This is a genomic window from Corynebacterium sp. ACRPF (assembly GCF_022347395.1).
Classification (GTDB): Bacteria; Actinomycetota; Actinomycetes; order Mycobacteriales; family Mycobacteriaceae; genus Corynebacterium; species Corynebacterium tuberculostearicum_D.
This window is the reverse complement of the sequence record NZ_JAKRNB010000001.1, coordinates 23,855-48,135: the sequence shown is the minus strand read 5'-3', so window position 1 is coordinate 48,135 and position 24,281 is coordinate 23,855. Positions and strand designations below refer to the sequence as shown.

Here is a 24,281-nt window from a genome sequence, read left to right as displayed (position 1 = left end):
AAAGCTTCACGTCCTAGAATCCCTTGCGTATTCCCGCCATCTTCCCTGAGCAAGCATTCCTTTCCAGTCTTAAAGGACTCTCTATGAAAAATCGTTTCGTCCTGCCCGCGCTAACTGCAACCGCGGTGGTGGGAAACCTCGTTGTTGTACCGGCCGCAAGTGCTGCGGAGTCTGGGGCCGAGGGGGCGTCGCCAAGCGAGGGCTCTCGTTTCAGCATCGGCGTCTTACCGGATACCCAGTTCTATTCGCGCTATTCCACCCCGGAGACGGGCAACTTGGCCCAAGCTCGCTACGGAAGCGAACCCTACTTGGCCCAAACTCAATGGTTGGTAGACCACCAAGACGAGCTGAACATGGACTTCGTCACCCACCTGGGCGACGTTGTAGACCAGTGGAACGTGGAGGGCGAATGGCAGGTAGCCGATAAGGCCATGCAGGTCCTCGACGATTCTGACCTGAACTACTCCATCCTTCCCGGCAATCACGACATGGACGTCGAGGGTGCGTCGGCTCACCCTTATGACAAGTGGTTTAGTGCCGATCGTGCCAAGGCCGCTAATCCGGAGACCTTCCAAGAGCGCTACACTGCGGTCAATAATGACTCCGAGGCTCATGTGTTTGAAGCCGAGGGCCAGAAGTACCTCAACCTTGCGCTGGGCTGGCGCGCCAATGAAAAAGCTCTGGAGTGGGCGCAAGGCATCATTGATCAGCACCCAGACCTTCCGGTCATTGTGACCACCCATGAGGCCCTCAATATCGATGGCGAGGGCAACGTTTTCTATTCCGATGACTATGGCAAGGGCCTGTGGGATACGTTCATCAAGCGCAACGACCAGATTTTTCTGGTGATGGGCGGCCACCACCACGGTGCGGGCTACCGCGTGGATAAGAACGATGCCGGTCACGATGTCGTTTCCATCTTGCAGGACTATCAAATGGCTTACCAGGGCGGAAATGGTCTGCTGGGAGTGCTCGAGTTCGACCTTTCCGGCAAGCAGCTGGAGATGACCGCGCTCTCTCCGTGGGTGGCGCAGAAGCCGCACGAGGAGCTGACGCAGTTCGACAAGCTCACCCTGGATGGTAAGGGCGATAGCTACGCCATTCCGTTCGACTTTGAGCAGCGCTTTTCCTCCTTCTCCCCGGATTTCACCGTGGGTGAGGGCCACCAGCCGGATCTAGCGCAGCGTGCGCGCGACATCGCCGCGGAAGGCTATAGGCCCTATACCATCGCGGAGGATGAGCTGCCCAAGGGTGCGGATGACTTTGCCAAGAACGACCACACCGTATTTCATTGGCGCCCGGGCCAGGCCCAGGACAAGGACGGCCATGCGCTTGCCGACGGCGCCCCTGCCGGCCGTGGCACCACCATCCCCGATATTGCCAGCGATTCCGGCAGCGACCTGCATCGTTCTGGCGCCATGCTAGGTGATCGGGTGACCTATAGCTCCGATCACCACCCGCTGTCCTCTGATTCCGGCTCGCTCTTCTGGTCTGACCCAGCGGGCAAGGTTGGCAATGCCGAGTTCCGCACCGACAAGGGCGCGGCGGCTAATAACGTGGATACCACCAAGGGGTACACCTTCGAATCCTTCGTCAAGATTCCAAAGGACTTCAATGGTGCCCAGCATGGCTGGGGAAGTGCGCTTAGCCGCGACTCTGCCATCAACAAGCTGGTGGACGGCTCTGAAGACACGGATCCCACCGTCATGTTTGGCATCTCTAACCTGCGCGAGCTGCGCTGGTGGGCGGAGCCCAAGCAGGGAAGCGGTTCTACCGTATGGTCCCACGAGGTGCCCAAGGACGAGTGGATGCACATCGCCGTGCTCAATGATCCGGAGCGCGATAGCGTGGAGATGTTCATCAACGGCGCACCCATCTTGCGCAATGCCGTAGGCGCCGAAGGCCTTCTCCCGCGCGACCTGCAGTGGGTTATGGGCGGCGGCTTTGATAACCAGCGCCCGCAGGACCCGTGGTACGGCTGGATCGGCGAGACCCGCCTGACCCAGGGTGTTCTGGGCAAGGACGAATGGCTTACCGCCCGTGCACACGGGGACGGCAATCCGGCCGATACTACGCAGCCAGCCGCGGGCAGCTCCGCATCGAGCAGCGACGCGAGCTCCAAGCCCGCCGTCTTGGGAGCACTCCTCGGCATCGCGGGCATTGCCGGCCTCATCGGCTTAGCTTTGCCGCAGCTGAAGGCCTCGATCCCGCAAATCAACGCGCTCCTGCGCAAGTACCACCTGCCAACGCTGCCTGAACTGGGCTAAAGCAAAGGCCTCGGTTTCCCTGACTTAGTGGAAACCGAGGCCTTATCTCGTTGTGCCCCTGGTGAGACTCGAACTCACACTGGACGGGTTTTGAATCCGTTGCCTCTGCCAATTGGGCTACAGGGGCGCACAGTGTAAAGGCGGACTGCCTTTGACTGTGAAATAGTAGCGCAGGCACTAGGCGAATTCCTAATTGGGTAGTGTCAGCGGGGGAATGCCCACGTCATCCACAAAATCTGCACCGGGGTGTTCGGATGTCGGTGTGCTTCTCTAGGATGGGGCAGGTGACTACTAATCAGCCTCGACTTCTGCTCATTGACGGCCACTCTATGGCCTTTCGTGCCTTCTATGCCCTGCCGGTGGATAATTTCTCCACCTCAGGAGGCCAGCACACCAATGCCGTGTATGGCTTCTTATCGATGCTCTCTAATATCGTGGCGGAAGAGACCCCCGACGCCATTGCGGTGGCATTCGACGTGGGACGCAAGACCTTCCGCACTGAGATGTTCCCGGATTACAAGGCCCAGCGCGAGGCCGCGCCGGAGGAATTTAAGGGTCAGGTAGACCTCATTCGCGAGGTGCTCGAGGTACTGGGAATTACCACCCTGTCCCGGGAGAATTTCGAGGCTGATGACATTCTGGCCACTCTCGCAACCGAGGCACAGGACTATGAGACCCTCATCGTCACTGGCGACCGTGACTACCTGCAGTTAGTTAATGAGTCCACGACGGTGCTCTATCCCATGAAGGGCGTATCCACGCTCCACCGCTTTACCCCCGCCGCAGTAGAGGAGAAGTACGGTCTCACCCCCGCGCAGTACCCGGACTTTGCCGCGTTGCGCGGCGATCCTTCCGATAATTTGCCGGGCATCCCCAAGGTGGGCGAGAAGACGGCCACCAAGTGGATAGTCAAGTATGGAGACTTGGCATCCTTGGTCGAGCACGCAGAGGAAATTAAGGGCGTGGTGGGCAATAACTTCCGCGAGCGCATCGAGCAGGTGCAGATGAACCGCAAGCTCACCCAGATGATTACGGACATGGACCTAGAGGTCGGTCCAAATGACTTGGCCTTTAAGGAAGCCAAGGTCGCCGACGTCGCCGCCAAGTTCGATGACCTAGAGTTCGGTACCAACCTGCGCGATCGCGTACTCGCCGCCATTCCCAATGATGGCGCTGAGGCAGCCGAGCAGACCGAGGAGGTCCAAGAGCTCGAGACAGTCATCGATGATGAGCCACTGTCCCAGTGGCTGCCTGGCCGCGAGCACGTTGCGGTGTATGTCCAAGGCGAGGGAAACCCGGGACAGGGCGATGCGTCTGCGATTGCTTTCGTGGACCAGGAACGCCATGGCCTGCAAGTGGAGCTGGGCGATCTTTCAGCCGAGGACGATAAGGCCCTGGCTCAGTGGTTAGCATCTGATACGCCGAAGTATTTCCACGAGGCAAAGGCGGCCTTCCATATGCTCGCCGGCCGCGGTATTGAGCTTGCCGGCATCGCCCATGACACGGCCCTTGCTGCCTACCTGCTTCGCCCTGGTCAGCGCACTTACGCGCTTGCCGACGTCTACCAGCGCCACCTCCAAAAGACCCTCGGCGCCGCCACGGAGCAGCTTTCATTGCTGGATGATTCCTCCCTGGTTGACCAAGCTGCGGCAATTATGGAGCTGGCAGAGCGGCTCACTGCGGAGCTGCAGGAGATTGATTCCTTCGAGCTCTATACCGACCTTGAGTTGCCGCTGGTAACCATCCTGGCGCGCATGGAGGCTACCGGTATTGCCGTTGACGTTGACATTCTCGAAACACAAAAGGATGCCTTTGTAGAGCAGGTTGCCGAACAAGAGCGCGCCGCCCGCGAGCTTGCCGGCGATGACAAACTCAACCTCAACTCGCCGAAGCAGCTGCAAACCGTGCTCTTTGAGACCTTCGAGCTGCCCAAGACTAAGAAGACGAAGACGGGCTATTCCACCGCGGCCAAGGAGATTGAACAGCTCGCGGCTAAGAACCCTCACCCTTTCCTCGATCACCTCTTGGCACACCGCGAGTACCAGAAGATGAAGACCACCTTGGAAGGTCTCATCAAAACCGTGCAGCCTGACGGCCGCATTCACACCACGTTTAACCAAACCGTGGCCTCTACCGGCCGCTTGTCGTCCACCGAACCCAACCTGCAAAACATCCCCGTGCGCACCGAAGCAGGCCGCCAGATCCGTTCTGCCTTCATCGTGGGCGATGGCTTCGATGAACTCATGACTGCGGACTACTCGCAGATTGAGATGCGTGTCATGGCGCACCTCTCCGCCGATCCAGGCCTCATCGAGGCCTACAAGGAAGGCGAAGACCTGCACAACTATGTTGGCTCTCGAGTCTTTGACGTTCCCGTTGACCAGGTGACACCCGAGCTGCGCCGCCGAGTCAAGGCCATGTCTTACGGGTTGGTCTACGGGCTGTCTGCCTTTGGTCTATCCCAGCAATTGGGCATTCCGGCAGGGGAAGCAAAGTCCATTATGGAAAGCTACTTCGAGCGCTTTGGCGGCGTGAAGAAGTACCTCGATGAAGTCGTGGTCCAAGCCCGCAAGGATGGTTACACGGCAACGCTCTTCGGCCGTCGCCGCTACTTGCCAGAGCTAAACTCCGATAACCGCCTAGCACGCGAGAACGCGGAGCGCGCTGCGCTTAATGCACCGATTCAGGGCACTGCCGCTGACATTATTAAGGTGGCGATGATTCGCGTAGACCGCGCACTGCAAGGGATGAAGTCTCGCGTGCTGCTTCAGGTACACGATGAATTGGTGGTCGAAGTCGCCCCCGGTGAGGCGGACGAAGTTCGAGAGATTCTCGAGCGCGAGATGGACTCAGCGATCGAGCTGAACGTGCCGCTAGAGGTCTCCGCCGGAGCCGGCAAGGATTGGGATGCCGCAGCCCACTAGCTCGGTTACATTCTCCCGCCGGGAAAAGGCGCGCTTGAGGCTCGCCTCGCAAGGCCTAACCATGAGGCGGTGGGAGAGTGCTGAGGAGACAGCCCGCGCCTTCGGCGTCATGCAAGGCCAAGACTTGCATTCGGTGCGCCGGTCACTGGCCTTGCGGGCGAAAGACCATTCAGATGCTGGAAACATTGTGCGTGGGTATCCCATGCGCAATACGCTTTTCGCGGCTTCTATCAAGGACATAGGCTGGATAACCGAACTCTGCGCGAAGGGGCGCAAGGGTGATACCGAGCTGCGAGCAGGGGTAACCAAGCTCATTGACAATCCGCTTTCGCGCGCCGAGCTCAAGGAGCGGGCTGCAACAGCGTTGCCCGACGTACCCTTTTGGCATGTTGTGCGTGTAGCAATGGAAAGCGGTCACGCCGTCTATTCAGGAGCCGATCAGCTCATCACACCGGTGGATCTGCCGGGGCTAGAGGAGACCTTCAACGGCGATAAAGTCGCGGCGACCGCGGAGCTGATGACTCGGTACTTCCGAACGCACGGTCCCGCAACATTGCACGACTTTGCCTGGTGGGCAAAGCTCCCACAAAGACTGATACGGCCCGCAGCCGAAAACCTCGCGCCGGACATCATGCGCTGCGGCGAAGTTTCCCAGGACCTTGTGTCGGCTGAGATAGTGGAAATGGCCGAAGCGCGAAAGAAGCAATCGGTATTGCTGCTGGGAGCATTTGACGAGTACATCTTGGGTTATCAAGACCGTCTTTTTGCGATGACGAAGGAAGTCCACGAGGTACTTGTTCCTGGAAACCGCGGGGTATTTCGCCGCGCCATCGTGGTGGAAGGACAGGTCCGTGGAACGTGGAATAAGCAAACCATCGAGGACTTGGGCATGCCCGGCTATGCAATGCGGAAAGTTCAAAAGTTGTGGCGGGATGCGCACTAAGTTTTTTAGGTAGCCTTTTCTGTGCGGAAAAAGTTATGAGTGTAAGTCGAAAAACTAAGAAGGGAATTGCCGAGCCGTGGCGTTAGAAGAGAAGACGAATAGGTGGACCCTCCGCGTCTTTGAAAGCCTTTGGGCCATTCAAGTAACCTTTCCTGCCACCGATATTGCTGACTTCGGGCTCGAACGGTATCTTGCAGAATATAGGGTGAGTGTAATCGGGTACGGAATTTTGGCGGTGTCGTATGTTGTGGCCGCCATGACCATCGCCCGCGTCGCACCCAACCCGAAGGTCAGGAGGCTAACGGCCGCCGCGGTGATGGTGGTAGCTACGGCACTAGCATTCCTCTTCCCATCTTCCTGGATGTTCGCTGTCCTGGTAGTCCTTGCGCTCCTGTATTACTTGGTGCCGCGAAAAGAAGGCGTGTCCGTCTGAGATCGGCGCTCGACTAGGCAATTGGCCAGCATGTCAAACGGTGTTTGACCGAAGGCGAGGACACTCACGCTTAGGACGCCGAGTAACAACGGCACAATAAACGGCACTCCCGTCAGTGTGAGCATAGAAAGTAACAGCCAGGAATTGCGCAAGCAGGCCGCGCGCACACCGGGGTGGGGAGCGATGATCTCCAGCTTGAGCGACCATTTTCCTAGCGAAGTGGCCTTAGTGGCCTCGGCCCATACGCGGTAGGCATAAAAAACTAGGGCGAGGGCCACAGCGTTGTAAATCTCGAGGGCTTGGCCGGTTAAGGGGGCGTCGGCAAGTGCATTGATTGCCCATCGCGCCACAACGATCACGGCTGCTGCCAGGAAGGCGTCGATCCACCATGCGAGGCCGCGACGCAAGAGAAGGCCAATTCGATCCAGAATCATGCCCATAGGTTAGCGGCAATTCCGGCAGACGAAAATAATCGTGCCGGGGAAGATTTCGCCGCGCTCCGGCGACCATTGGCCCCACGTAGTGGTGAGATCCCTAGGCCATTCGGGCTCGATGATGTCCTCGATTAGGAACGGGCCTTCGCCCTGTAAAGCCTGAAACCAATCCGCGATAGTGCGATGAAATTCCGCATAGGTCAGGTTGCCATCGCGGTCTTGCTCCAGATAAGCGCGATCGAAATAGCTGATATCGGCCGTCAGATCGGTGGGATCATCAGGGAATATCCAGCGCATGGGGTGGTTGGCCGAGAGTACGAACCGACCGCCAGGTTTGAGGACACGGGAGACTTCACTTAGGGCTAAATCAAGGTTGGCAAGAAAAGGGAAGGCGCCGAACGCCGAGAAGGCTGCGTCGAAAGAGCCCGTCGCGTAGGGCAGTGAGAGTGCATCGGCCTGGGTTAAGGGGAGCCCGGGTCCAGCGTGGTTGAGCATGCCGCGGGAGATATCGAAGCCAGTGGCGAAGTGCGCGCGTGTCTGGAGCCATTCGGTACACGGGGCGGAGCCGCAGCCAATTTCGAGTACGGAGGAAGCCGAGACGTCGCCTAGCAAGTGTGCTTGGTCTTCGTGGAGCATTTCTGGGCACCAGTAAAAGGAAGAAAGATAGTCGGGGTGCTCGGCGTGGTAATTGGCGGCGTCGCTATCCCAGTAGGCCTGGTTTGCGTGCGAGGGGGAAGTCACGGTGGGAGAAATTCCTTTGCGAAATAGTTGGTCCGTGTATTTGCCCTTTTAGCTGGACAGATGTAGTGTTGGACGGGCGTGTCTATGCCACGGGTTGTTCTAAGTCCCTGTAGGAAGGCTTTAAGCAATCACGAGGCGGGATCGAATATTCCTCTTTTTAGCTGCATTTGCGCAGCTTAGCAAGCTTTTTTCGAGAGACGCGCAGTTGTCCAATTTCGATTTCCTACATTTATTCGGAGCATTTTTTCAATATGCCATCTTCTAACACCCCGCAGGTTGCGATTAACGATATCGGAACCGCAGAGGACTTCCTCGCAGCTGTAGACGCCACCATCAAGTACTTCAACGATGGTGACATTGTCGAGGGTACCGTCGTCAAGGTTGACCACGACGAGGTACTGCTGGACATCGGATACAAGACCGAAGGCGTTATCCCTTCCCGCGAGCTGTCCATCAAGCACGACGTCAACCCGGACGAGGTTGTTGAGGTCGGCGATGAGGTTGACGCACTTGTTCTCACCAAGGAGGACAAGGAAGGTCGCCTGATCCTGTCCAAGAAGCGTGCACAGTACGAGCGCGCATGGGGCGCCATCGAGGAGCTGCAGGCCAAGGAAGAGCCTGTTACCGGTACCGTTATCGAGGTTGTCAAGGGCGGCCTCATCCTGGATATCGGCCTGCGTGGCTTCCTGCCTGCATCTCTGGTTGAGATGCGTCGCGTCCGTGACCTGGAGCCGTACATCGGCCAGGAGCTGGAAGCAAAGATCATCGAGCTGGACAAGCAGCGCAACAACGTTGTCCTGTCCCGCCGTGCATACCTGGAGCAGACCCAGTCCGAGGTTCGCTCCGAGTTCCTGCACCAGCTGCAGAAGGGCCAGGTCCGTAAGGGCGTTGTTTCCTCCATCGTCAACTTCGGCGCCTTCGTCGATCTCGGCGGTGTCGACGGCCTGGTTCACGTTTCCGAGCTGTCCTGGAAGCACATCGACCACCCATCTGAGGTTGTCACCGTTGGTGACGAGGTAACCGTTGAGGTTCTGGATGTCGATCTGGACCGCGAGCGCGTTTCCCTTTCCCTGAAGGCTACCCAGGAAGATCCGTGGCGCGTATTCGCCCGCACCCACGCTGTGGGCCAGATCGTTCCGGGCAAGGTCACCAAGCTCGTTCCGTTCGGCGCCTTCGTTCGCGTCGAGGAGGGCATCGAGGGCCTGGTTCACATCTCCGAGCTGGCTCAGCGCCACGTCGAGGTTCCGGACCAGGTTGTCACCGTTGGCCAGGAAGTTATGGTCAAGGTCATCGACATCGACCTCGAGCGTCGTCGTATCTCCCTGTCCGTTAAGCAGGCAGACGAGGACTACACCGAAGAGTTCGATCCGTCCAAGTACGGCATGGCTGACTCCTACGACGAGCAGGGCAACTACGTCTTCCCTGAGGGCTTCGACCCTGAGACCAACGAGTGGAAGGAAGGCTTCGACGAGCAGCGTCAGGCTTGGGAGGCACGCTACGCAGAGTCCGAGCGTCGCTTCAACCTGCACACCGCTCAGATCGAGCGCAACCGCGCCGCAGCCGCTGAGGCTGCTGAGTCTGCAGAGTCCTCCAACTACTCCTCTGATTCCTCCGATGCAGCTCCGGCATCCGAGACTCAGGCAGAGGTTGGCGGCTCCCTGGCTTCCGACGAGCAGCTCGCTGCACTGCGCGACAAGCTCGCTGGCAACTAAAGCTTCCGCTTAGTTTCCGCTAAGCCTGAGGGCTTGGCTTAACGCCGCGCCCACTTCATCACCTAGATGGGGTGGGCGCGGATTTTGTGATCTTATAGACAGTTTGTGCAATCGTTTGCCAGATTGTTTGGCGCCTCTAGGTGGTTGACCAGCGGTGAAGCACTCCCAGGTAGAAAAAGTCCCTGGAAGGCCAACAAAACGGGCTTTTGTTCATGTGGGAATCCTCTTATACTCAAACCTGACGTTATAGCCAGTGCAGTACTGGTTATAAGTGGTATTTGAACTGAGGAGTAAGAAGTGGCATCTATCAAGGACACTTCCACCCACATCGTTGAAAGTATCGGCGGCGCCGACAACATCACGTCGCTAACGCACTGCGCGACGCGGCTGCGCTTTCAACTGGCCGATGCGGGGAAAGTTGACCAAGAAAAGCTCGATAGCGACCCGGCGGTGCTTGGTACCGTGCCCCAGGGCGCTCACGGCTACCAGGTAGTCATGGGCGGCGGCGTCGCTGACTACTACAACGAGATCATCAAGCAACCCGGTGTGCATGCTTCCAGCGACAAAGAGGCGTCCTCCAAGAAGGAGTATGACGGTGTTCGCGGTAAGTATGACTGGGTAGATTACTGCTTCGAGTTCCTTTCTGATACCTTCCGTCCCGTCTTGTGGGCATTGCTCGGTGCCTCGCTGATCATCATGCTGCTCATCCTGGCGGACACGGCACACATCCAGGACTTCCGCGCACCGCTGGAGGAGCAACCAGAAGGCTTCCGTCTGGCTCACGCCATGTTCCAGTCGGTCTTCTATTTCTTGCCCGTGATGGTCGGTGCAACCGCGGCCCAGAAGCTGGGTGCGAATATGTGGGTCTCCGCGGCTATTCCCGCGGCACTTTTGACCCCCGAATTTATGTCGCTGGGTGAGCAAGGCGATACCGTCAACGTATTTGGCCTGCCGCTGGTCATCAATTCCTATGGCTCCCAGGTATTCCCGCCCATTTTGGCCGCAATCGGCCTGTACTGGGTGGAAAAGGGGCTAAAGAAGATCATCCCGAGTGCAGTTCATATGGTCTTCGTGCCGTTCTTCTCCTTGCTCATTATGATTCCGGCAACAGCCTTCCTGCTCGGCCCGTTCGGCATTGGCGTGGGCAATGGCATTTCCTGGGTCCTGTACCAAATCAATGATTTCTCGCCGTTCATCCTGGCTATCGTCATTCCGCTGCTGTACCCATTCCTCGTTCCGATGGGCCTGCACTGGCCGCTGAATGTCATCATGATTCAGAACATCGCAACCTACGGCTACGACTTCATCCAAGGCCCGATGGGCGCATGGAACTTCGCCTGCTTCGGCGTCGTTGGCGCAGTCATGGTTATCTCCTTCAGAGAAAAGAACAATGCCATGCGCCAGGTTTCTATCGGTGCCTTCGCAGCGGGCATCCTCGGTGGCGTGTCTGAGCCTTCCCTCTATGGCATCTTGTTGCGCTTCCGCCGCAGCTACTACCGGTTGCTGCCAGGTTGTGCGGTAGGCGGCGCAATCATCGGTATCTTCGATGTCCGCGCTGAGGCCTTCGTCTTTACCTCTGCGTTGACCACTGGCGCTATGACGCCGCAGCTGGGCTACGTCCTTGGTATCACGGCTGCATTCCTTACCTCTTTCTTCCTGACCCTGTTCTTTGGCTACCGCACGGCGGAAGAAAAGCAGGCAGACTTGGAGCGCATCGCCCGCGAACAGGGCGAATCCGTGGATGACGTAGCTGCTCGTTCGGATTTCAAGTCCACTATGACCGAAAAGGGCGTGTCCTCGAATGCGGGTGGCGCCGTTGCTGCCAGCGCTGCGGGCACTGCTGCTACTGGTGTTGCCGCCAAGCAGGCTGGCAAGGAGGACATCGTGTTGGATTCCCCTCTGGAGGGCGAGGCAGTTGACCTTTCGGAAGTCCCAGATCCTATCTTTGCTGGGGCAAAGCTGGGGCCTGGTATGGCAGTCCAGCCAACTGGCACTACCGTCTATGCGCCTGCCGACGGCAAGGTGCTCACCGTTCAAAAGTCCGGCCATGCGGTAGGTCTCAGCCTCGACAACGGCGTGCAACTGCTCATCCACGTAGGCCTCGATACCGTGGAACTGGGCGGCGAAGGCTTCGACGTGCACGTGGAAAAGAAGCAACGCATTTCCGCGGGCGATAAGTTGATTAGCTTTGACCCAGAATTCATCCGTTCCAAGGGCTATAACCTGATTACTCCGGTCGTGGTTACTAATGCCACCAAGTTTGGCGCGGTCTCCGGTGAAGCCGGCCCGGTTACCCCGAGTGATGACTTGCTCCGCATTCCGCCGAAGCCGGAGGAAGCAGCGGAATAAAGAAACGCTGACACCTATAGCGACAGAGGAACCCCGCACCATCGCGTATGGCGGGGTTCCTTTTCGCGTAGGGTGGCTGCCATGAAACTCATTGGCCTTACAGGCGGAATTGGCAGTGGCAAGTCAACAGTTGCAACGCTCTGCCGTGAACGAGGGTGGCGCGTGGTAGACGCCGATGGCATTGCGCGCGACGTCGTCAAGCCCGGGCGGCCTGCGTTAGCGGAGCTGGCGGCAGCATTCGGAGAAGATATCCTCTTGGCGGACGGCAGCCTCAACCGCAAAGAATTAGCTCGGCGAGCCTTTGTGGATAAGGAACATACCGAGTTGTTGAACTCCATTACCCATCCACGCATCCAAGCGGAAACGCAGCGCCAATTCGACGAGGCACGTGAAGAAGGCTATGACTTTGCCGTTTACGATATGCCGCTATTGGTGGATAACGGTTTAGACAAAGACATGGACTACGTCATCGTGGTCGACGTGGCCGTCGAAGAGCGCGTCCGTCGCCTCGTAACTTCACGCGGGCTGGAAGAGGACGATGCGCGACGTCGCATAGCAGCGCAGGTAACGGATGAGGTAAGACTAGCCGCAGCCACGCACGTCATTGACAACAACGGCACGCTGGAGCAGCTGCGTGCGCGAGCGGCCGAGGTCATGAACCGTATAGAAGCGGAGTCATAGATGCGGGGGCACCCAAACTTTAACCGTTGGGTGGTTAGAGTTTACGCAGTTTCGAAGTTGCGTTAACTTTCGCGTCTTAAGCTACTCGCCGTGGGAACGTGGGATACTGGGCCTTTTGATAATCACGCGGCGCGAGAACTGCTCGCTAGCTTGCGTGATGGCTCTTTCGATCTCAAAGCCTTTCAGAAGTCATGTGCCGAAGAGCCCATGGACTCCGATGACGCAGAAACCATGATCGCACTGGGCGCCTTGTTGAAGCTGAAAGCTGATGCGCTGCCGGAAGGAATCCACCGCGAGGATCTTGCGCCCCTGTATACGCCGCAGTCTAAAGCGTGGCTGCGCCGCCGCATTAATAGTGCGATGCGACCAGAGACGTCTTCTGTTTATGCGCTGTGGGAGACCACCGGCGAGCTGGAAGAGTGGCTGCGCACCGCGCAGAACTCCTTGCCTTGAGTACATAGCTAGCCGCGCCGTATAAGCAGTAGAGTAGTGGGCATGGCTTTTGCTGCTGAACATCCTCTTATTCCAAATTCCGAGCACCGCGTCGTCAGCGAGGTCGAGCGCACCCCAGGTGAGTTTCAGGTTGTCTCTGAATACGAACCGGCCGGCGACCAGCCCGCCGCCATTGCAGAGCTCCATGAACGCCTCAACCGCGATGAGCGCGATGTAGTACTCATGGGTGCTACCGGTACAGGTAAGTCCGCCACAGCTGCGTGGTTGATCGAAAAACAGCAGCGACCCACGCTGGTGATGGCGCCAAATAAGACCCTGGCAGCGCAGCTAGCGAACGAGCTGCGCCAACTTTTGCCGCATAACGCGGTGGAGTACTTCGTTTCTTATTATGACTACTACCAGCCAGAGGCTTATATTGCGCAGACGGATACCTATATTGAGAAGGATTCGTCCATCAATGAGGACGTAGAGCGCCTGCGCCACTCGGCCACCTCGGCGCTGCTGTCCCGCCGAGACGTGGTGGTTGTGTCCTCCGTGTCGTGCATTTATGGCTTGGGTACACCGCAGTCCTATTTGGATCGCTCGGTCATTATTTCCGTGGACGAGGAGCTAGACCGGGACCGCTTCCTCCGTTTGTTGGTGGATATCCAATACGAACGCAACGACGTGGGATTTACCCGTGGCACCTTCCGCGTCAAGGGCGACACGGTTGATATCATTCCGGCGTATGAGGAACGTGCGGTGCGCATTGAATTCTTCGGCGATGATATTGATTCTCTCTACTACATTCACCCCGTCACTGGCGATGTCATTGAGGAAGTAGATGAGGTGCGCATCTTCCCCGCGACCCACTACGTGGCAGGACCTGAACGCATGGAAAAGGCCGTAGCCGCCATCAAAGAGGAATTGGCCGAGCGCCTGGACGATCTAGAAAACCGCGGCAAACTGCTGGAGGCACAACGACTTCGCATGCGCACCGAATACGATCTAGAAATGATCGAGCAGGTAGGTTTTTGCTCCGGCATCGAGAACTACTCCCGCCACGTCGATGGCCGTCCAGCCGGGTCCGCGCCGGCAACGCTGCTGGATTACTTCCCCGAGGATTTTCTCACCATTATTGACGAGTCCCACGTCACGGTCCCACAGATTGGCGGCATGTTCGAGGGCGATATGTCCCGCAAGCGCAACCTGGTGGAATTCGGTTTCCGGCTGCCCTCCGCAGTGGATAACCGCCCGCTGACCTTCGATGAGTTTGAACAACGCGTGGGGCAAACCGTTTACATGTCTGCCACCCCTGGCGACTTTGAACTTACGTCCTCGGACGGTGAGTACGTGGAGCAGGTGATTCGCCCGACTGGTCTGGTGGATCCGAAGGTTAACGTCAAACCCACGAAGGGCCAGATTGATGATCTTATCGACGAGGTACGCACCCGCATTTCGCAGCAAGAGCGTGTACTGGTGACCACGCTGACCAAGCGTATGGCAGAAGACCTCACCGATTACCTGCTGGAGCAGGGGATTAAGGTGCGCTATTTGCACTCGGATATCGATACCTTGCAGCGCGTCGAGCTTTTGCGGCAATTGCGCCTAGGCGAGTTTGATGTGCTGGTGGGCATTAACCTTCTGCGTGAGGGCCTTGACCTCCCCGAGGTATCGCTCGTTGCCATCTTGGATGCGGACAAGGAAGGTTTCTTGCGCTCTACCACCTCGCTCATCCAGACCATTGGCCGTGCTGCCCGTAACGTCTCTGGCGAGGTGATTATGTATGCCGATAAAATCACCGATTCCATGCAGGAGGCAATCGAGGAGACGGAGCGACGCCGCGAAAAGCAGATAGCCTATAACAAGGAACATGGCATTGACCCGCAGCCTTTGCGGAAGAAGATTGCCGATATCCTTGACCAGGTCTATGAAGACGGCGGGGAAGAGGAGACCAACTCCGACCCCTCTGCAGTGGTGGAGAAGCGAGACATTTCCAGCATGGCTACCGATGAGGTGCAGGCGCTTATCGACGACCTCTCGGCCCAAATGGGGGCCGCCGCGCGCGAGCTCAAATTCGAATTGGCTGGACGCCTGCGCGATGAGATTGCTGATCTAAAGAAGGAATTGCGTGGATTGAAGGAAGCGGGAATTTAGTTTTCTCCCCCTGAAAGTGATGATTGGCTCCGCGGGTACTTTTCTAAAGGGCTGCGCTAGTTATACTGGATAAGTGCCAGAAGCGCCGTTTAGTTGTCACTGTGAAGTAGTTCAACTGCAAGGAGAATAATGCTTACCTATAAAAACATTGCCGTCGGCACCGATGGCTCTGAAACCTCCCTGCGCGCGGTCCGCGCTGCGGCGTCCATGGCACGGGCGTACGACGCTAAGCTGATCATCATCTCAGCTTTTTATAACCACGCTGGATCCATGCTTGGTGCTCCGAGGGGCGACGAAGCCGGTCTGCCCGTTGTAAGTGAGGACATGGCCGGTACCTACCTGACCAATGCCACCCGTATCGCCGAGTCAGAGGGTGCGGAACACATTGAAATTGTAGGGAAATCTGGAGACCCAGTAAAAGCCTTGTTGGAAGTAGGCCAGGACTATGACGTGGACCTGTTCGTGGTGGGAAACCGCGGCGTGAATTCCGTTCGTGGTCGAGTCTTCGGTTCTGTCCCAACGGAACTGACCCACAAGTCAAAGGTAGACGTCGTCGTAGTTAATACCAGCGAGAAACGTTAATCATTTTTCGTTGTTACACTGGCAGTAATGCCTCTGTAGGCTAAATAAACACTCCGGGTACACACCCACAAAGAAAGGTCATCATGAGCGACTACAACACGATCGTTGTCGGTACTGACGGTTCTAAGTCTTCTCTCCTCGCTGTAGAGCGAGCTGCTAAGATTGCTGCCGCATTCGATTCCAATCTGATTATCGGTTGTGCTTACTACGAAAACCAGGAGCAGGCTTCCAAGACCCTGCGCCAGGATTCCGTAACCATTTTGGGCGATGAGAAGGCGGAGGCAAACCTCAAGGATGCTAAGGCACACGCTGAGAAGTTCGGCGCTTCCAAGGTAGAAACCGCTGTTCGCCCGGGCACCCCAGTGCAGGCCCTGATGTCCATCGTCAACGATAACGATGCTGACCTGCTTATCGTGGGCAACCGCGGCATCAACTCCCTGACCGGTCGCCTGCTGGGCTCCGTGCCGGCAGACGTTGCTCGCCAGTCTGACTGCGATGTAATGATCGTTCACACCGTCAGCTAACTGCGGTGATTAAAACCCGCCTTGGTCTTATTGGAAGGCCAAGGCGGGTTTCGTCGTTAAGCGCAGCTTACTCCGCAGGGTGTGCAGCGTTGAATGCGGCGGCAATGGCGTCGCCGTTCGCGCCCTGAATCAAAGGGATAGAGAAGTGGCCCTCCTCATTGGCATCAGCCAAAGGGCTCAGGGAGCCGTGGGAGAGCAACTGCTCTTGCGGGCTCAGATTGCGGATGAGCACAGAGTGGATCCGGTCCGGATGCTCATTGGCCACATCGCCGTAGGTGAGCGGATCATGCTGTCCGTCATCGCCAATGAGAATCCATTGCATATCCGGGTAAGCAATGAGCAGATTGCGCAGCTGAACACGCTTGTGCTCCTGACCGCTGCGGAAAAGTCCCGTTTCCGTTGGGCCCCAGTCCGTCAGCAGCATGGGACCCGTGGGGAAACCATGGTGAGACAGGAATTTCTTGAGCGAGCCAAAGGTATTCCAAGCGCCCGTAGAAAGATAAAACACTGGGGCTTGGGGGAAGCGCTGCTGTAGCTGAGCATAGAATTCGGCCATTCCGGGAACCGGCTGTCGCTTGCTAGGGCGCTTAGCCCAGGAATTCCACGCCGCGGTGAGTGCGCGCGGCAGCCACGTGACAAGCACCGTGTCATCGATATCGCTAACGATGCCGATCTTGGCCGCCGGATCAACGATAAGTAGTTGGACCTCCACGGCATTCGCGTTTGCGGCCTCGATTGTTGCCGTATGCCATCCGGGCTCTAATCCGTGGTCATGGATTAGTAAGTCAATGTATCCGTTGCGGTCAGTGGTGCCGGTGACAGTCTTTTCCCCAATAGTCACCGAAACGTCATGGTGTCCTACTTGAATGGTAAGAAACTGCTGGTAGCCGCGCTCACCCCACGTATCCCTCTTGCCTTCATCAGGATCATGCATCAGTACGCGGCCGAAGATTCTCACCTGATCGGTGGTGCCATAACCTGTATATCCCACAATCAGGGGCTGCCATCCACGGCGTTGGGAGCGCTTCAAAGTAATGGAGTTAAGTGAGCTTTCAGCTTTGCGCATGATGTCAGATAAGGCCATGGCATAAAGCTTACGGGAGCCTAAAGAACTTCGCCGCAGTCACCAACGAGCGTGAGGGATTGAGTAGCACGAGTGATGCAGACATAGAGGTTTTGCAATCCCTGTGGGGAGGCATCCACGATGCGCTGCGGATCGAGCACGACCACGTGGTCAAACTCGAGGCCCTTGTAGCGCTCCGCCGTGGCGGCGTCAATAACCGCTGTGAGCCTGCCGTCCTCTTCGCTGTGTACTCCAGGGGTGTAGGTGCCCTGCTCAAGCCGGCGCACCTGTACCCCATCACGGATGGCTGTCGCCGGAATGGCGTCAGGGTTAATCATTTCCAAAAGTCCATTGGCCAATTCCGTAATGGGCTGCGGGGTGCGATAGTTGACGGTTAAGAAGTGGTGACGGAAGCGCTGAGCCACGAAGGGCTCGAGGGCCTCGCCCCAGTCATCAACACCTGCCGGGGAACCAGTCTGGGAGGTATCACCCACCAAAGTCATCCACCGCGAAGGGCAGCGGCGGAAGAGCATTCGCCACTCCATAGGTGTTAATTCCTGGGCTTCGTCCACGATGATGTGACCATAAGCCCACGTATGATCTTCGCGGGCGCGTTGGGCAGTGGTGCGCTTATCGCGTACCTCCTGGCGGTGCGCTAGGGTCTCGGCGTCGATGACATCGTGGGCAGAAAGGATTTCTGCTTCAAACATGTCATCGTCATTATCAGTGGACTCGGAGGAGGACAAGATATCCAGTGCGTCTTCCGCATCCGCCACTTGCTCGCGCCACGCGGCATCATCGGCTGCCTTCTTTTCTTCAGGGTTGGGTAGGCCGATGAGGACGGCAAGCTCGTCTAGCAAGGCCGCATCCGAATCCGTCCATGCTCGTCCCTCTGCACGGTAGAGCGCTTCTTGGGTTTCCTCATCATACCCGTGCGCGGCAGAAGCGATGCGCTCACGCGAGGAGACTAGAGCAGCAAGCACATCGGTGGGGTGTAGTTCGGGCCAAAACTCATCGATCAAGGCAGTAACGGCCGCGTCCTCAGCAAGGTCATCGTGGAATTGATCAATATCGGCGCGGGAAAGAAGATTTTTTCCGCCAAGCGGATCGGCGCCGACCTTTTCTGCCATTTGCTGGGCTAGGTCCTCTACGAGGTGCTCGATGAAGGCACCACGCGCCTCATTGTGCGGCTTGCGCGAGCGCCGTGCACGTGTGCGGGCGCTTTTCACCATGTGTGGTGTGACGCTTAAGGTAAGGCCGTCGACGGTCAGCTCGCGAGGGGCGTCGGGAAGCAACTGGTAGTCCTTGACCGCAGTGGAGAGGATTTCCACCATGGCGTCGCTGCCCTTGATTTCCCGTGCCACGAGGTCTTCTTCGTGGTCCGGCTCAATTCCAGGAAAGAGCCCGCCGATGGTGGAGAGCACCACGCCGGTCTCGCCCAGTTCTGGGAGCACGCGCGAAATATAGTCCAAGAAGCTACTATTGGGGCCCACGATAAGTACGCCAGTGGCAGACAGCAGCTCGCGGTGGGTATAGAGCAGATAGGCAACGCGGTGCAGCGCAACTGCGGTCTTACCGGTGCCGGGGCCGCCTTCTACCACCATCACGCCGCGGGTGTTATCGCGGATAATCTCGTCCTGCTCCCGCTGAATAGTCTCCACGATGGAGGCCATGTGACCCGTGCGGGCTCGCTGCATGGCGTGATAGAGAGCGGATTCGCTTGCTACGCCGGCCTCTTCTTCACGCACGCCAGGGCCAGCGAGGACTTCATCATGAATGCCCGTGACGGTGCGCCCCTTGGTGCGGATTTGGCGGCGGGTGTGCACGGCTTCTGGTTGGGCGGTGGTAGCGAGGTAGAACGGCCGTGCCATGGGGGCACGCCAGTCAAGTAGTAGCGTCCGATAGTCCTCTTCACGCGCATCGAGCCCCATGCGGCCGATGTAGCGGCGGTCTAGGCCTTCCGGGGTGGGATTGTCACCTGGGGCGTCGATGTCGATGCGGCCAAAGACCAATCCCATTTGGGCCACATTGAGACGATCCAGCTTGGCTTGGAGCCCGTGGTATTCCGTTTCGCGGCGTACCAAGGCATCCGCGTCCGGGGTGGAGGGATCTACGTCCGCCTGCACCTCATTGAGCCGTTCATTCGCAGCAGCCACCTCATCGTCAAGCCGGGAGAATAGGCCGTCCACATAATCTTGCTCCGTAGCGATGGCTTCGCGCTCCGAGGAACCTGCGGCCGCCGCGTGCTTTTGGGATGCTGAGTTCACGTGACTCCTTGGTGATTGGACGTTGATGGGGTGGAAGGTGCCGGGCACGCTGTCCGGCGAGGGGGAGAGATGAGTTTAGACCCTGCTGTGACAAAGAACAACGGCCCAGCATAAGGCTGGGCCGTTGAGTCATCGCCGAGATACTCGGCCGAGGAAGATGTGGCTACTTAGAGCGCTTTTCCAGCTTCTTGATAGCTGCCTCAATCTTCTTATTTGCCTCCTGCTGTAGCTTGTCAGCGTGCTTGGAGGCCTTCTTGTTTGCGCGCTTGGACTTGGCGCCATCCAGCTTGGCGACGGCCTTGTCGGCGCGTGCCTGAGCCTTGGTAGCTGCCTTCACAGCACGGGTACGGGCGATGTCGCGATTAGCCTGTGCGGTCTCGAGCCAGTCACCCTTGTTGTCCTCAACGTAAGACTTGGCGTTGTCGACCGAGTCCTCAATGAAGGACTTGGCGTTGCCCAGCAAGCCGCGGCCAGACTCCTGCCAATCGTCCTTGTTGTCCTCTACGTAGGTCTTGGCATCGTCAACATAGGACTTTGCGGTATCTAGCAGACCACGGCCGGTGGACTGCCAGTCATCCTTGTTGTCGTCTACATAAGCCTGTGCCTTGGCAGAGGTCTCGTTGATCCAGTCACCGGCCTTGGAAGACAGCTCGTTAGCACGGGCCGAGAGTTCTTCGCGCTTCTGCTCGGACTCAGACTTAGTAGGCAGCGCCTGCTGAATCTTCTTATTAGTGCGCTTGCCGGCCTTCTGTGCGCGCCAACGCAGGGAAGGCTTGCCCTCGGTGTCCTGGGTAGCGATAAACAGGGCGCCGAGCAAAGCGGTGTTGGTAACGAAACCGTTGCGGCGGGATTCCTTGTCTTCCTTGTTGTCTGCTGCCCAGAAGTTGTTCTTGCCAATCAGGTTAGGCAGGGTAGCGGCGGCCAGAACCGCAGCGGAAGTGCGCGGTGCCTTGCCCAGAGCCAAGGTGGAGCTGGCGCCTACCTTCGCGCCGCCAATGGCGCGGGTAACTAGTTCTGGGTCATTGGGGATGTAGCCCTGGTACTCAGAAGGAACGGCCTTGCGCACGGTCTTGAGGAAACCCTCGGTTTCCTTCACGTGCTCGGACGCGTTGCGCAGGTTGTCTACGCCTTCCCATACAAATACGGATGCCAGCATGGGGCGGGCAAGCTTGCGAATCATAGTCCTTAAAGCTCCTTAGCTCGTTGTTCTAGACCTATCGTGTGCTAGACCATTGTACGCGGAAATTCGCCGTTGGATCACCAGCGGCGTTCCCACCAGTCACCAAGCTTGGGGCGCTCCTCGCCCAAGGTCGTGGACTTGCCGTGTCCCGGGCGCACGATCGTATTGTCGGGGAACTCATCAAAGATGCGCGCGGTGACGTCCTTATATAGGCGTACGAAGTCGCCCTCAGAGGTGGTCTTGCCCAAGCCGCCGGGGAAGAGGGAATCGCCTACGAAGAGGTTGGTGACGCCATCGATGCTTGCAACAAGTGCCGCCCCGCCTGGGGTGTGGCCGCGCAAGATAATGATGGGCAGCTGAAGGCCCGCGAACTCGATGGAATCGCCCTCGCGCAGCTCTACGTCTACCTCAGCTGGGATGGCGGGGGAATCGAGGAAAGAGGCGTAGTGAGTAGCGCCAGTTTCGGACAAAATCTCCTCGAGTGCGCGCACGTGGTCCCAGTGGCGGTGGGTAGTAAGCACCGCGGTGATTTTCACTCCGGCCTTGCGGGCCATGTCGAGGATTGCGGGGGCGTCATCGGCGGCGTCGACAAGCAAGCCCTCTTCGCCCGCCTGTAGGAGGTAGCAGTTATTGTCCATCTCGGAGACGGAGATTTGATGTAGCTGAAGCTCGTTAGTCATGTGTCCTAGCCTACGGGTACATTCGAGGGAAGATTGCAATCCCTAGTACTGGAGGTCTGAGCACAGTGGCTGATCGTTTGGTGGTGCGCGGTGCCCGCGAGCACAACCTCAAGGGCGTGGATATCGATATCCCCCGCGATAAAATGGTTGTTTTTACCGGCCTATCCGGCTCCGGTAAATCTTCGCTGGCCTTTGACACCATCTTCGCTGAAGGCCAGCGCCGCTACGTGGAATCCTTGAGTTCTTATGCCCGCATGTTCTTAGGGCAGATGGACAAGCCCAACGTGGAATTTATTGATGGCCTGTCACCCGCAGTGTCCATTGATCAAAAATCCACCAACCATAATCCACGCTCTACGGTGGGCACGATCACGGAGATCTACGACTACCTGCGCTTGCTATTTTCCCGTGCTGGTACGCCGCACTGCCCAAAGTGTGATGCGGTGATTGAGCGCCAAACGCCGCAGCAGATTGTGGATGCGGTGCTGGATCTGGAAGAAAAGCTGAAGTTCCAGGTGCTTGCACCGGTAGTTCGTAAGCGCAAGGGCGAGTTTGTGGATCTTTTTCAGGATCTTTCGGCGCAGGGTTACTCCCGCGTGCGAGTGGATGGAGAGACCCATCAGCTCAGCGATCCTCCCAAGCTCAAGAAGCAGATCAAGCACAATATTGAGGTAGTGGTTGACCGCCTGCAGGTAAAGGCCTCGCAGAAACAACGCTTAACGGATTCGGTGGAAACGGCCCTGCGCTTGGCGGATGGACTGGTCACCATAGAGTTCGTGGATAAGGAAGAGCTCACCCACACGTACTCGGAGAAGGCCGCCTGTCCTAATGGTCACACGCTGACCATTGAAGAGTATGAGCCCCGGGCCTTTTCCTTCAATGCTCCGTTTGGTTCTTGCCCGGTGTGTGATGGTTTGGGTACGAAGCTGGAAGTCGATGTTGACTTGCTTATTCCGGACCCAGATGCCCCGGCGGTTGACGCGATCCAGCCGTGGCACTCTTCTCCCAACTCCCGTTACTTTGTCAAGCTAGTGGAGGGTCTGGGTAAGGCAATGGGCTTTGACCCTAAGACGCCAGTGAGCGAATTGACTAAGGAGCAGCGCCACGCGCTCATCTATGGTACGGACGAGGAGGTGCAGGTTCGCTACAAGAACCGCTACGGGCGCCAGCGCAATTGGACCGCGCCGTTTGAGGGTGCCACCGGTTTCATTCACCGCAAGCTGGAAACGACCGATTCTCAGTCCCAAAAGGACCGCCTGCTGCAGTACACCCGCCGCGTGCCGTGTAGCACCTGTAAGGGCACGCGCCTGAAGCCGGAGATCTTGGCCGTCCGCTTGGCTTCTACTACTCACGGTGAGCAGTCCATTGCGGGGCTGTGTGCGCTTTCGATTGAAGATGCCTCTGAATTCCTGGACTCCTTGGTGCTGGGCCACCGCGAGGAAATCATTGCCGGTGCGGTACTCAAGGAAACCCAGGCTCGGTTGCGCTTCCTTCTGGACGTCGGTCTGAATTACCTGACCCTGGATCGCGGCGCGTCCACGCTTTCGGGCGGCGAGGCGCAGCGCATTCGCCTAGCCACGCAGATTGGTTCCGGTTTGGCCGGCGTACTTTATGTGCTCGATGAGCCTTCCATTGGTTTGCACCAACGCGATAACCAGCGCCTTATTAAGACCCTGCAGCGTTTGCGCGATATTGGCAATACCCTCATTGTGGTCGAGCATGATGAAGACACCATTCGGGAGTCCGATTGGCTCGTCGATGTGGGCCCGCGTGCCGGTGAATATGGTGGCGAGGTGGTCTACCAAGGTGAACCAGCGGGAATTGAAAAGGTAGAGGAATCCCTGACTGGCCAGTATCTATCTGGCAAGAAGGTGCTCGCCGTCCCGGATCGCCGCCGCGAGATTGACAAGGATCGCACCCTGAAAGTCGTGGGTGCACGCGAGAATAACCTCAAGGGCATTAACGTTGAAATCCCGCTGGGAGTGTTGGCGTGCATTACCGGCGTTTCCGGCTCTGGTAAATCCACCGTGGTTAATGAGATTTTGGCCAAGACCTTGGCCAATAAGCTCAACCGTGCCCGCCAGGTCCCCGGCCGTGCCAAGCGCGTCGAGGGCGTGGAGCACCTGGATAAGCTGGTCCAGGTTGACCAGAGCCCGATTGGCCGTACCCCGCGTTCCAACCCGGCGACCTACACGGGCGTCTTTGACAAGATCCGTAACCTTTTTGCCGAAACCCAGGAGGCCAAGGTTCGCGGCTACAAGGCCGGCCGCTTCTCCTTCAACGTCAAGGGTGGGCGCTGCGAGGCATGCCAAGGCGATGGCACCATCAAGATTGAGATGAACTTCCTGCCGGACGTGTATGTTCCGTGTGAGGTGTGTGAGGGCGCTCGCTATAACCGCGAGACCTTGGAGGTGCATTATAAGGGCAAGAACATCGCCGAGGTTCTTGACATGCCCATTTCTGAGGCAGCGGACTTCTTCGAGCCCATCAACTCGATTCACCGCTACCTTGCCACGCTTGTCGACGTCGGCTTGGGCTACGTTCGCCTCGGCCAAGCCGCTACCACGCTGTCTGGCGGTGAGGCGCAACGCGTTAAGCTCGCCTCGGAACTGCAAAAGCGTACCAACGGTAGGACCATCTACATCTTGGACGAGCCGACCACTGGTCTGCACTTTGAAGACATCCGCAAGCTGATGTTGGTAATCCAGGGCCTTGTAGACAAGGGCAATTCGGTGCTTGTCATTGAGCACAACCTCGATGTCATCAAGGCTGCGGACTGGATCGTGGATATGGGCCCGGAAGGCGGCGCCGGCGGTGGCACCGTAGTAGCGCAGGGTACTCCGGAAGATGTGGCGCAGGTGGAAGGCTCCTATACCGGTAGCTACCTAAAGGACATGTTGAAGTAGGGACAC

At 57.8% G+C, this 24,281-nt stretch carries 18 protein-coding genes and 1 tRNA gene; 12 read left to right on the top strand and 7 right to left on the bottom strand.

What is annotated here, in order from left to right; all coding sequences use genetic code 11:
* Positions 1-83 precede the first annotated feature (83 nt).
* The gene (locus MHX61_RS00220; RefSeq protein WP_239191376.1) at positions 84-2,267 is read left to right on the top strand and encodes a metallophosphoesterase; all 2,184 of its coding nucleotides are present in this window, start codon (positions 84-86) and stop codon (positions 2,265-2,267) included.
* A 53-nt stretch (positions 2,268-2,320) separates the two neighbouring features.
* On the opposite strand, the gene MHX61_RS00215 is transcribed toward MHX61_RS00220, so the two are convergent.
* Positions 2,321-2,394: transfer RNA gene (locus tag MHX61_RS00215), tRNA-Leu, on the bottom strand.
* 148 nt (positions 2,395-2,542) lie between these two features.
* On the opposite strand from MHX61_RS00215, the gene polA reads away from it, so the two are divergent.
* The 3 genes from polA (at position 2,543) to MHX61_RS00200 (ending at position 6,567) form a co-directional block, all read left to right on the top strand.
* Positions 2,543-5,191: a DNA polymerase I gene (polA, locus tag MHX61_RS00210; RefSeq protein ID WP_239191374.1), complete on the top strand. Its 2,649-nt coding sequence runs from the start codon at positions 2,543-2,545 to the stop codon at positions 5,189-5,191.
* 61 nt (positions 5,192-5,252) lie between these two features.
* Entirely contained in the window at positions 5,253-6,134 is an 882-nt protein-coding gene (locus MHX61_RS00205; protein WP_239191372.1) for a DNA glycosylase AlkZ-like family protein, read from the top strand.
* A gap of 76 nt (positions 6,135-6,210) precedes the next feature.
* Positions 6,211-6,567: a hypothetical protein gene (locus MHX61_RS00200; protein WP_239191370.1), complete on the top strand. Its 357-nt coding sequence runs from the start codon at positions 6,211-6,213 to the stop codon at positions 6,565-6,567.
* Here MHX61_RS00200 and MHX61_RS00195 read toward each other — a convergent pair.
* Positions 6,531-7,007 carry an RDD family protein gene (locus MHX61_RS00195; protein ID WP_239191368.1) on the bottom strand — a complete coding sequence of 159 codons (477 nt, stop codon included), beginning with the start codon at positions 7,005-7,007 and terminating at the stop codon, positions 6,531-6,533. The genes MHX61_RS00200 and MHX61_RS00195 overlap by 37 nt on opposite strands.
* Positions 7,008-7,010: 3 nt before the next feature.
* A complete protein-coding gene (locus MHX61_RS00190; RefSeq protein ID WP_239191366.1) occupies positions 7,011-7,742 on the bottom strand; it encodes a class I SAM-dependent methyltransferase in 732 nt (243 codons plus the stop codon).
* Between the two features lie 251 nt (positions 7,743-7,993).
* Here MHX61_RS00190 and rpsA point away from each other — a divergent pair, with 251 nt between their 5' ends.
* The 7 genes from rpsA (at position 7,994) to MHX61_RS00155 (ending at position 16,179) form a co-directional block, all read left to right on the top strand.
* The gene (gene rpsA, locus MHX61_RS00185) at positions 7,994-9,454 is read left to right on the top strand and encodes a 30S ribosomal protein S1 (RefSeq protein WP_023021654.1); all 1,461 of its coding nucleotides are present in this window, start codon (positions 7,994-7,996) and stop codon (positions 9,452-9,454) included.
* A 297-nt stretch (positions 9,455-9,751) separates the two neighbouring features.
* Entirely contained in the window at positions 9,752-11,803 is a 2,052-nt protein-coding gene (locus MHX61_RS00180) for a glucose PTS transporter subunit IIA (RefSeq protein ID WP_239191364.1), read from the top strand.
* Positions 11,804-11,884: 81 nt separating this feature from the next.
* A complete protein-coding gene (gene coaE, locus MHX61_RS00175) occupies positions 11,885-12,484 on the top strand; it encodes a dephospho-CoA kinase (RefSeq protein ID WP_239191354.1) in 600 nt (199 codons plus the stop codon).
* 90 nt (positions 12,485-12,574) lie between these two features.
* Positions 12,575-12,937, top strand: a complete 363-nt coding sequence (locus MHX61_RS00170) for a DUF4259 domain-containing protein (protein WP_005327840.1) — start codon at positions 12,575-12,577, stop codon at positions 12,935-12,937.
* Positions 12,938-12,979: 42 nt separating this feature from the next.
* Complete coding sequence (gene uvrB / locus MHX61_RS00165; RefSeq protein ID WP_239191352.1) at positions 12,980-15,073, top strand: excinuclease ABC subunit UvrB; 2,094 nt, start codon at positions 12,980-12,982, stop codon at positions 15,071-15,073.
* A gap of 129 nt (positions 15,074-15,202) precedes the next feature.
* On the top strand, positions 15,203-15,655 hold the full coding sequence (locus MHX61_RS00160) for a universal stress protein (protein WP_005323274.1): 453 nt from the start codon (positions 15,203-15,205) through the stop codon (positions 15,653-15,655).
* A gap of 83 nt (positions 15,656-15,738) precedes the next feature.
* On the top strand, positions 15,739-16,179 hold the full coding sequence (locus MHX61_RS00155; protein WP_204609222.1) for a universal stress protein: 441 nt from the start codon (positions 15,739-15,741) through the stop codon (positions 16,177-16,179).
* Positions 16,180-16,246: 67 nt separating this feature from the next.
* On the opposite strand, the gene MHX61_RS00150 is transcribed toward MHX61_RS00155, so the two are convergent.
* The 4 genes from MHX61_RS00150 to MHX61_RS00135 form a co-directional block, all read right to left on the bottom strand.
* Entirely contained in the window at positions 16,247-17,263 is a 1,017-nt protein-coding gene (locus tag MHX61_RS00150) for an App1 family protein (protein WP_239191350.1), read from the bottom strand.
* 20 nt (positions 17,264-17,283) lie between these two features.
* Positions 17,284-19,509, bottom strand: coding sequence for a UvrD-helicase domain-containing protein (locus MHX61_RS00145; RefSeq protein WP_239191348.1), 2,226 nt, complete (start codon positions 19,507-19,509; stop codon positions 17,284-17,286).
* A gap of 163 nt (positions 19,510-19,672) precedes the next feature.
* The gene (locus tag MHX61_RS00140) at positions 19,673-20,689 is read right to left on the bottom strand and encodes a DoxX family protein (RefSeq protein ID WP_239191346.1); all 1,017 of its coding nucleotides are present in this window, start codon (positions 20,687-20,689) and stop codon (positions 19,673-19,675) included.
* 77 nt (positions 20,690-20,766) lie between these two features.
* Complete coding sequence (locus MHX61_RS00135; RefSeq protein WP_204609214.1) at positions 20,767-21,369, bottom strand: MBL fold metallo-hydrolase; 603 nt, start codon at positions 21,367-21,369, stop codon at positions 20,767-20,769.
* 65 nt (positions 21,370-21,434) lie between these two features.
* On the opposite strand from MHX61_RS00135, the gene uvrA reads away from it, so the two are divergent.
* Positions 21,435-24,275 (top strand): excinuclease ABC subunit UvrA, encoded by a 2,841-nt coding sequence (gene uvrA / locus MHX61_RS00130; protein WP_239191344.1) that lies wholly within the window; start codon positions 21,435-21,437, stop codon positions 24,273-24,275.
* The last annotated feature ends 6 nt before the right edge of the window (positions 24,276-24,281 follow it).

Excerpts from the sequence above, each read along its gene's own strand:
- MHX61_RS00220 (WP_239191376.1), top strand. The coding sequence starts at position 84 with ATGAAAAATCGTTTCGTCCTGCCCGCGCTAACTGCAACCGCGGTGGTG.
- polA (WP_239191374.1), top strand. The coding sequence starts at position 2,543 with ATGGGGCAGGTGACTACTAATCAGCCTCGACTTCTGCTCATTGACGGC.
- MHX61_RS00205 (WP_239191372.1), top strand. The coding sequence starts at position 5,253 with ATGAGGCGGTGGGAGAGTGCTGAGGAGACAGCCCGCGCCTTCGGCGTC.
- MHX61_RS00195 (WP_239191368.1), bottom strand. The coding sequence starts at position 7,007 with ATGGGCATGATTCTGGATCGAATTGGCCTTCTCTTGCGTCGCGGCCTC.
- rpsA (WP_023021654.1), top strand. The coding sequence starts at position 7,994 with ATGCCATCTTCTAACACCCCGCAGGTTGCGATTAACGATATCGGAACC.
- coaE (WP_239191354.1), top strand. The coding sequence starts at position 11,885 with ATGAAACTCATTGGCCTTACAGGCGGAATTGGCAGTGGCAAGTCAACA.
- uvrB (WP_239191352.1), top strand. The coding sequence starts at position 12,980 with ATGGCTTTTGCTGCTGAACATCCTCTTATTCCAAATTCCGAGCACCGC.
- MHX61_RS00160 (WP_005323274.1), top strand. The coding sequence starts at position 15,203 with ATGCTTACCTATAAAAACATTGCCGTCGGCACCGATGGCTCTGAAACC.
- MHX61_RS00155 (WP_204609222.1), top strand. The coding sequence starts at position 15,739 with ATGAGCGACTACAACACGATCGTTGTCGGTACTGACGGTTCTAAGTCT.
- MHX61_RS00150 (WP_239191350.1), bottom strand. The coding sequence starts at position 17,263 with ATGGCCTTATCTGACATCATGCGCAAAGCTGAAAGCTCACTTAACTCC.
- MHX61_RS00140 (WP_239191346.1), bottom strand. The coding sequence starts at position 20,689 with ATGATTCGCAAGCTTGCCCGCCCCATGCTGGCATCCGTATTTGTATGG.
- MHX61_RS00135 (WP_204609214.1), bottom strand. The coding sequence starts at position 21,369 with ATGACTAACGAGCTTCAGCTACATCAAATCTCCGTCTCCGAGATGGAC.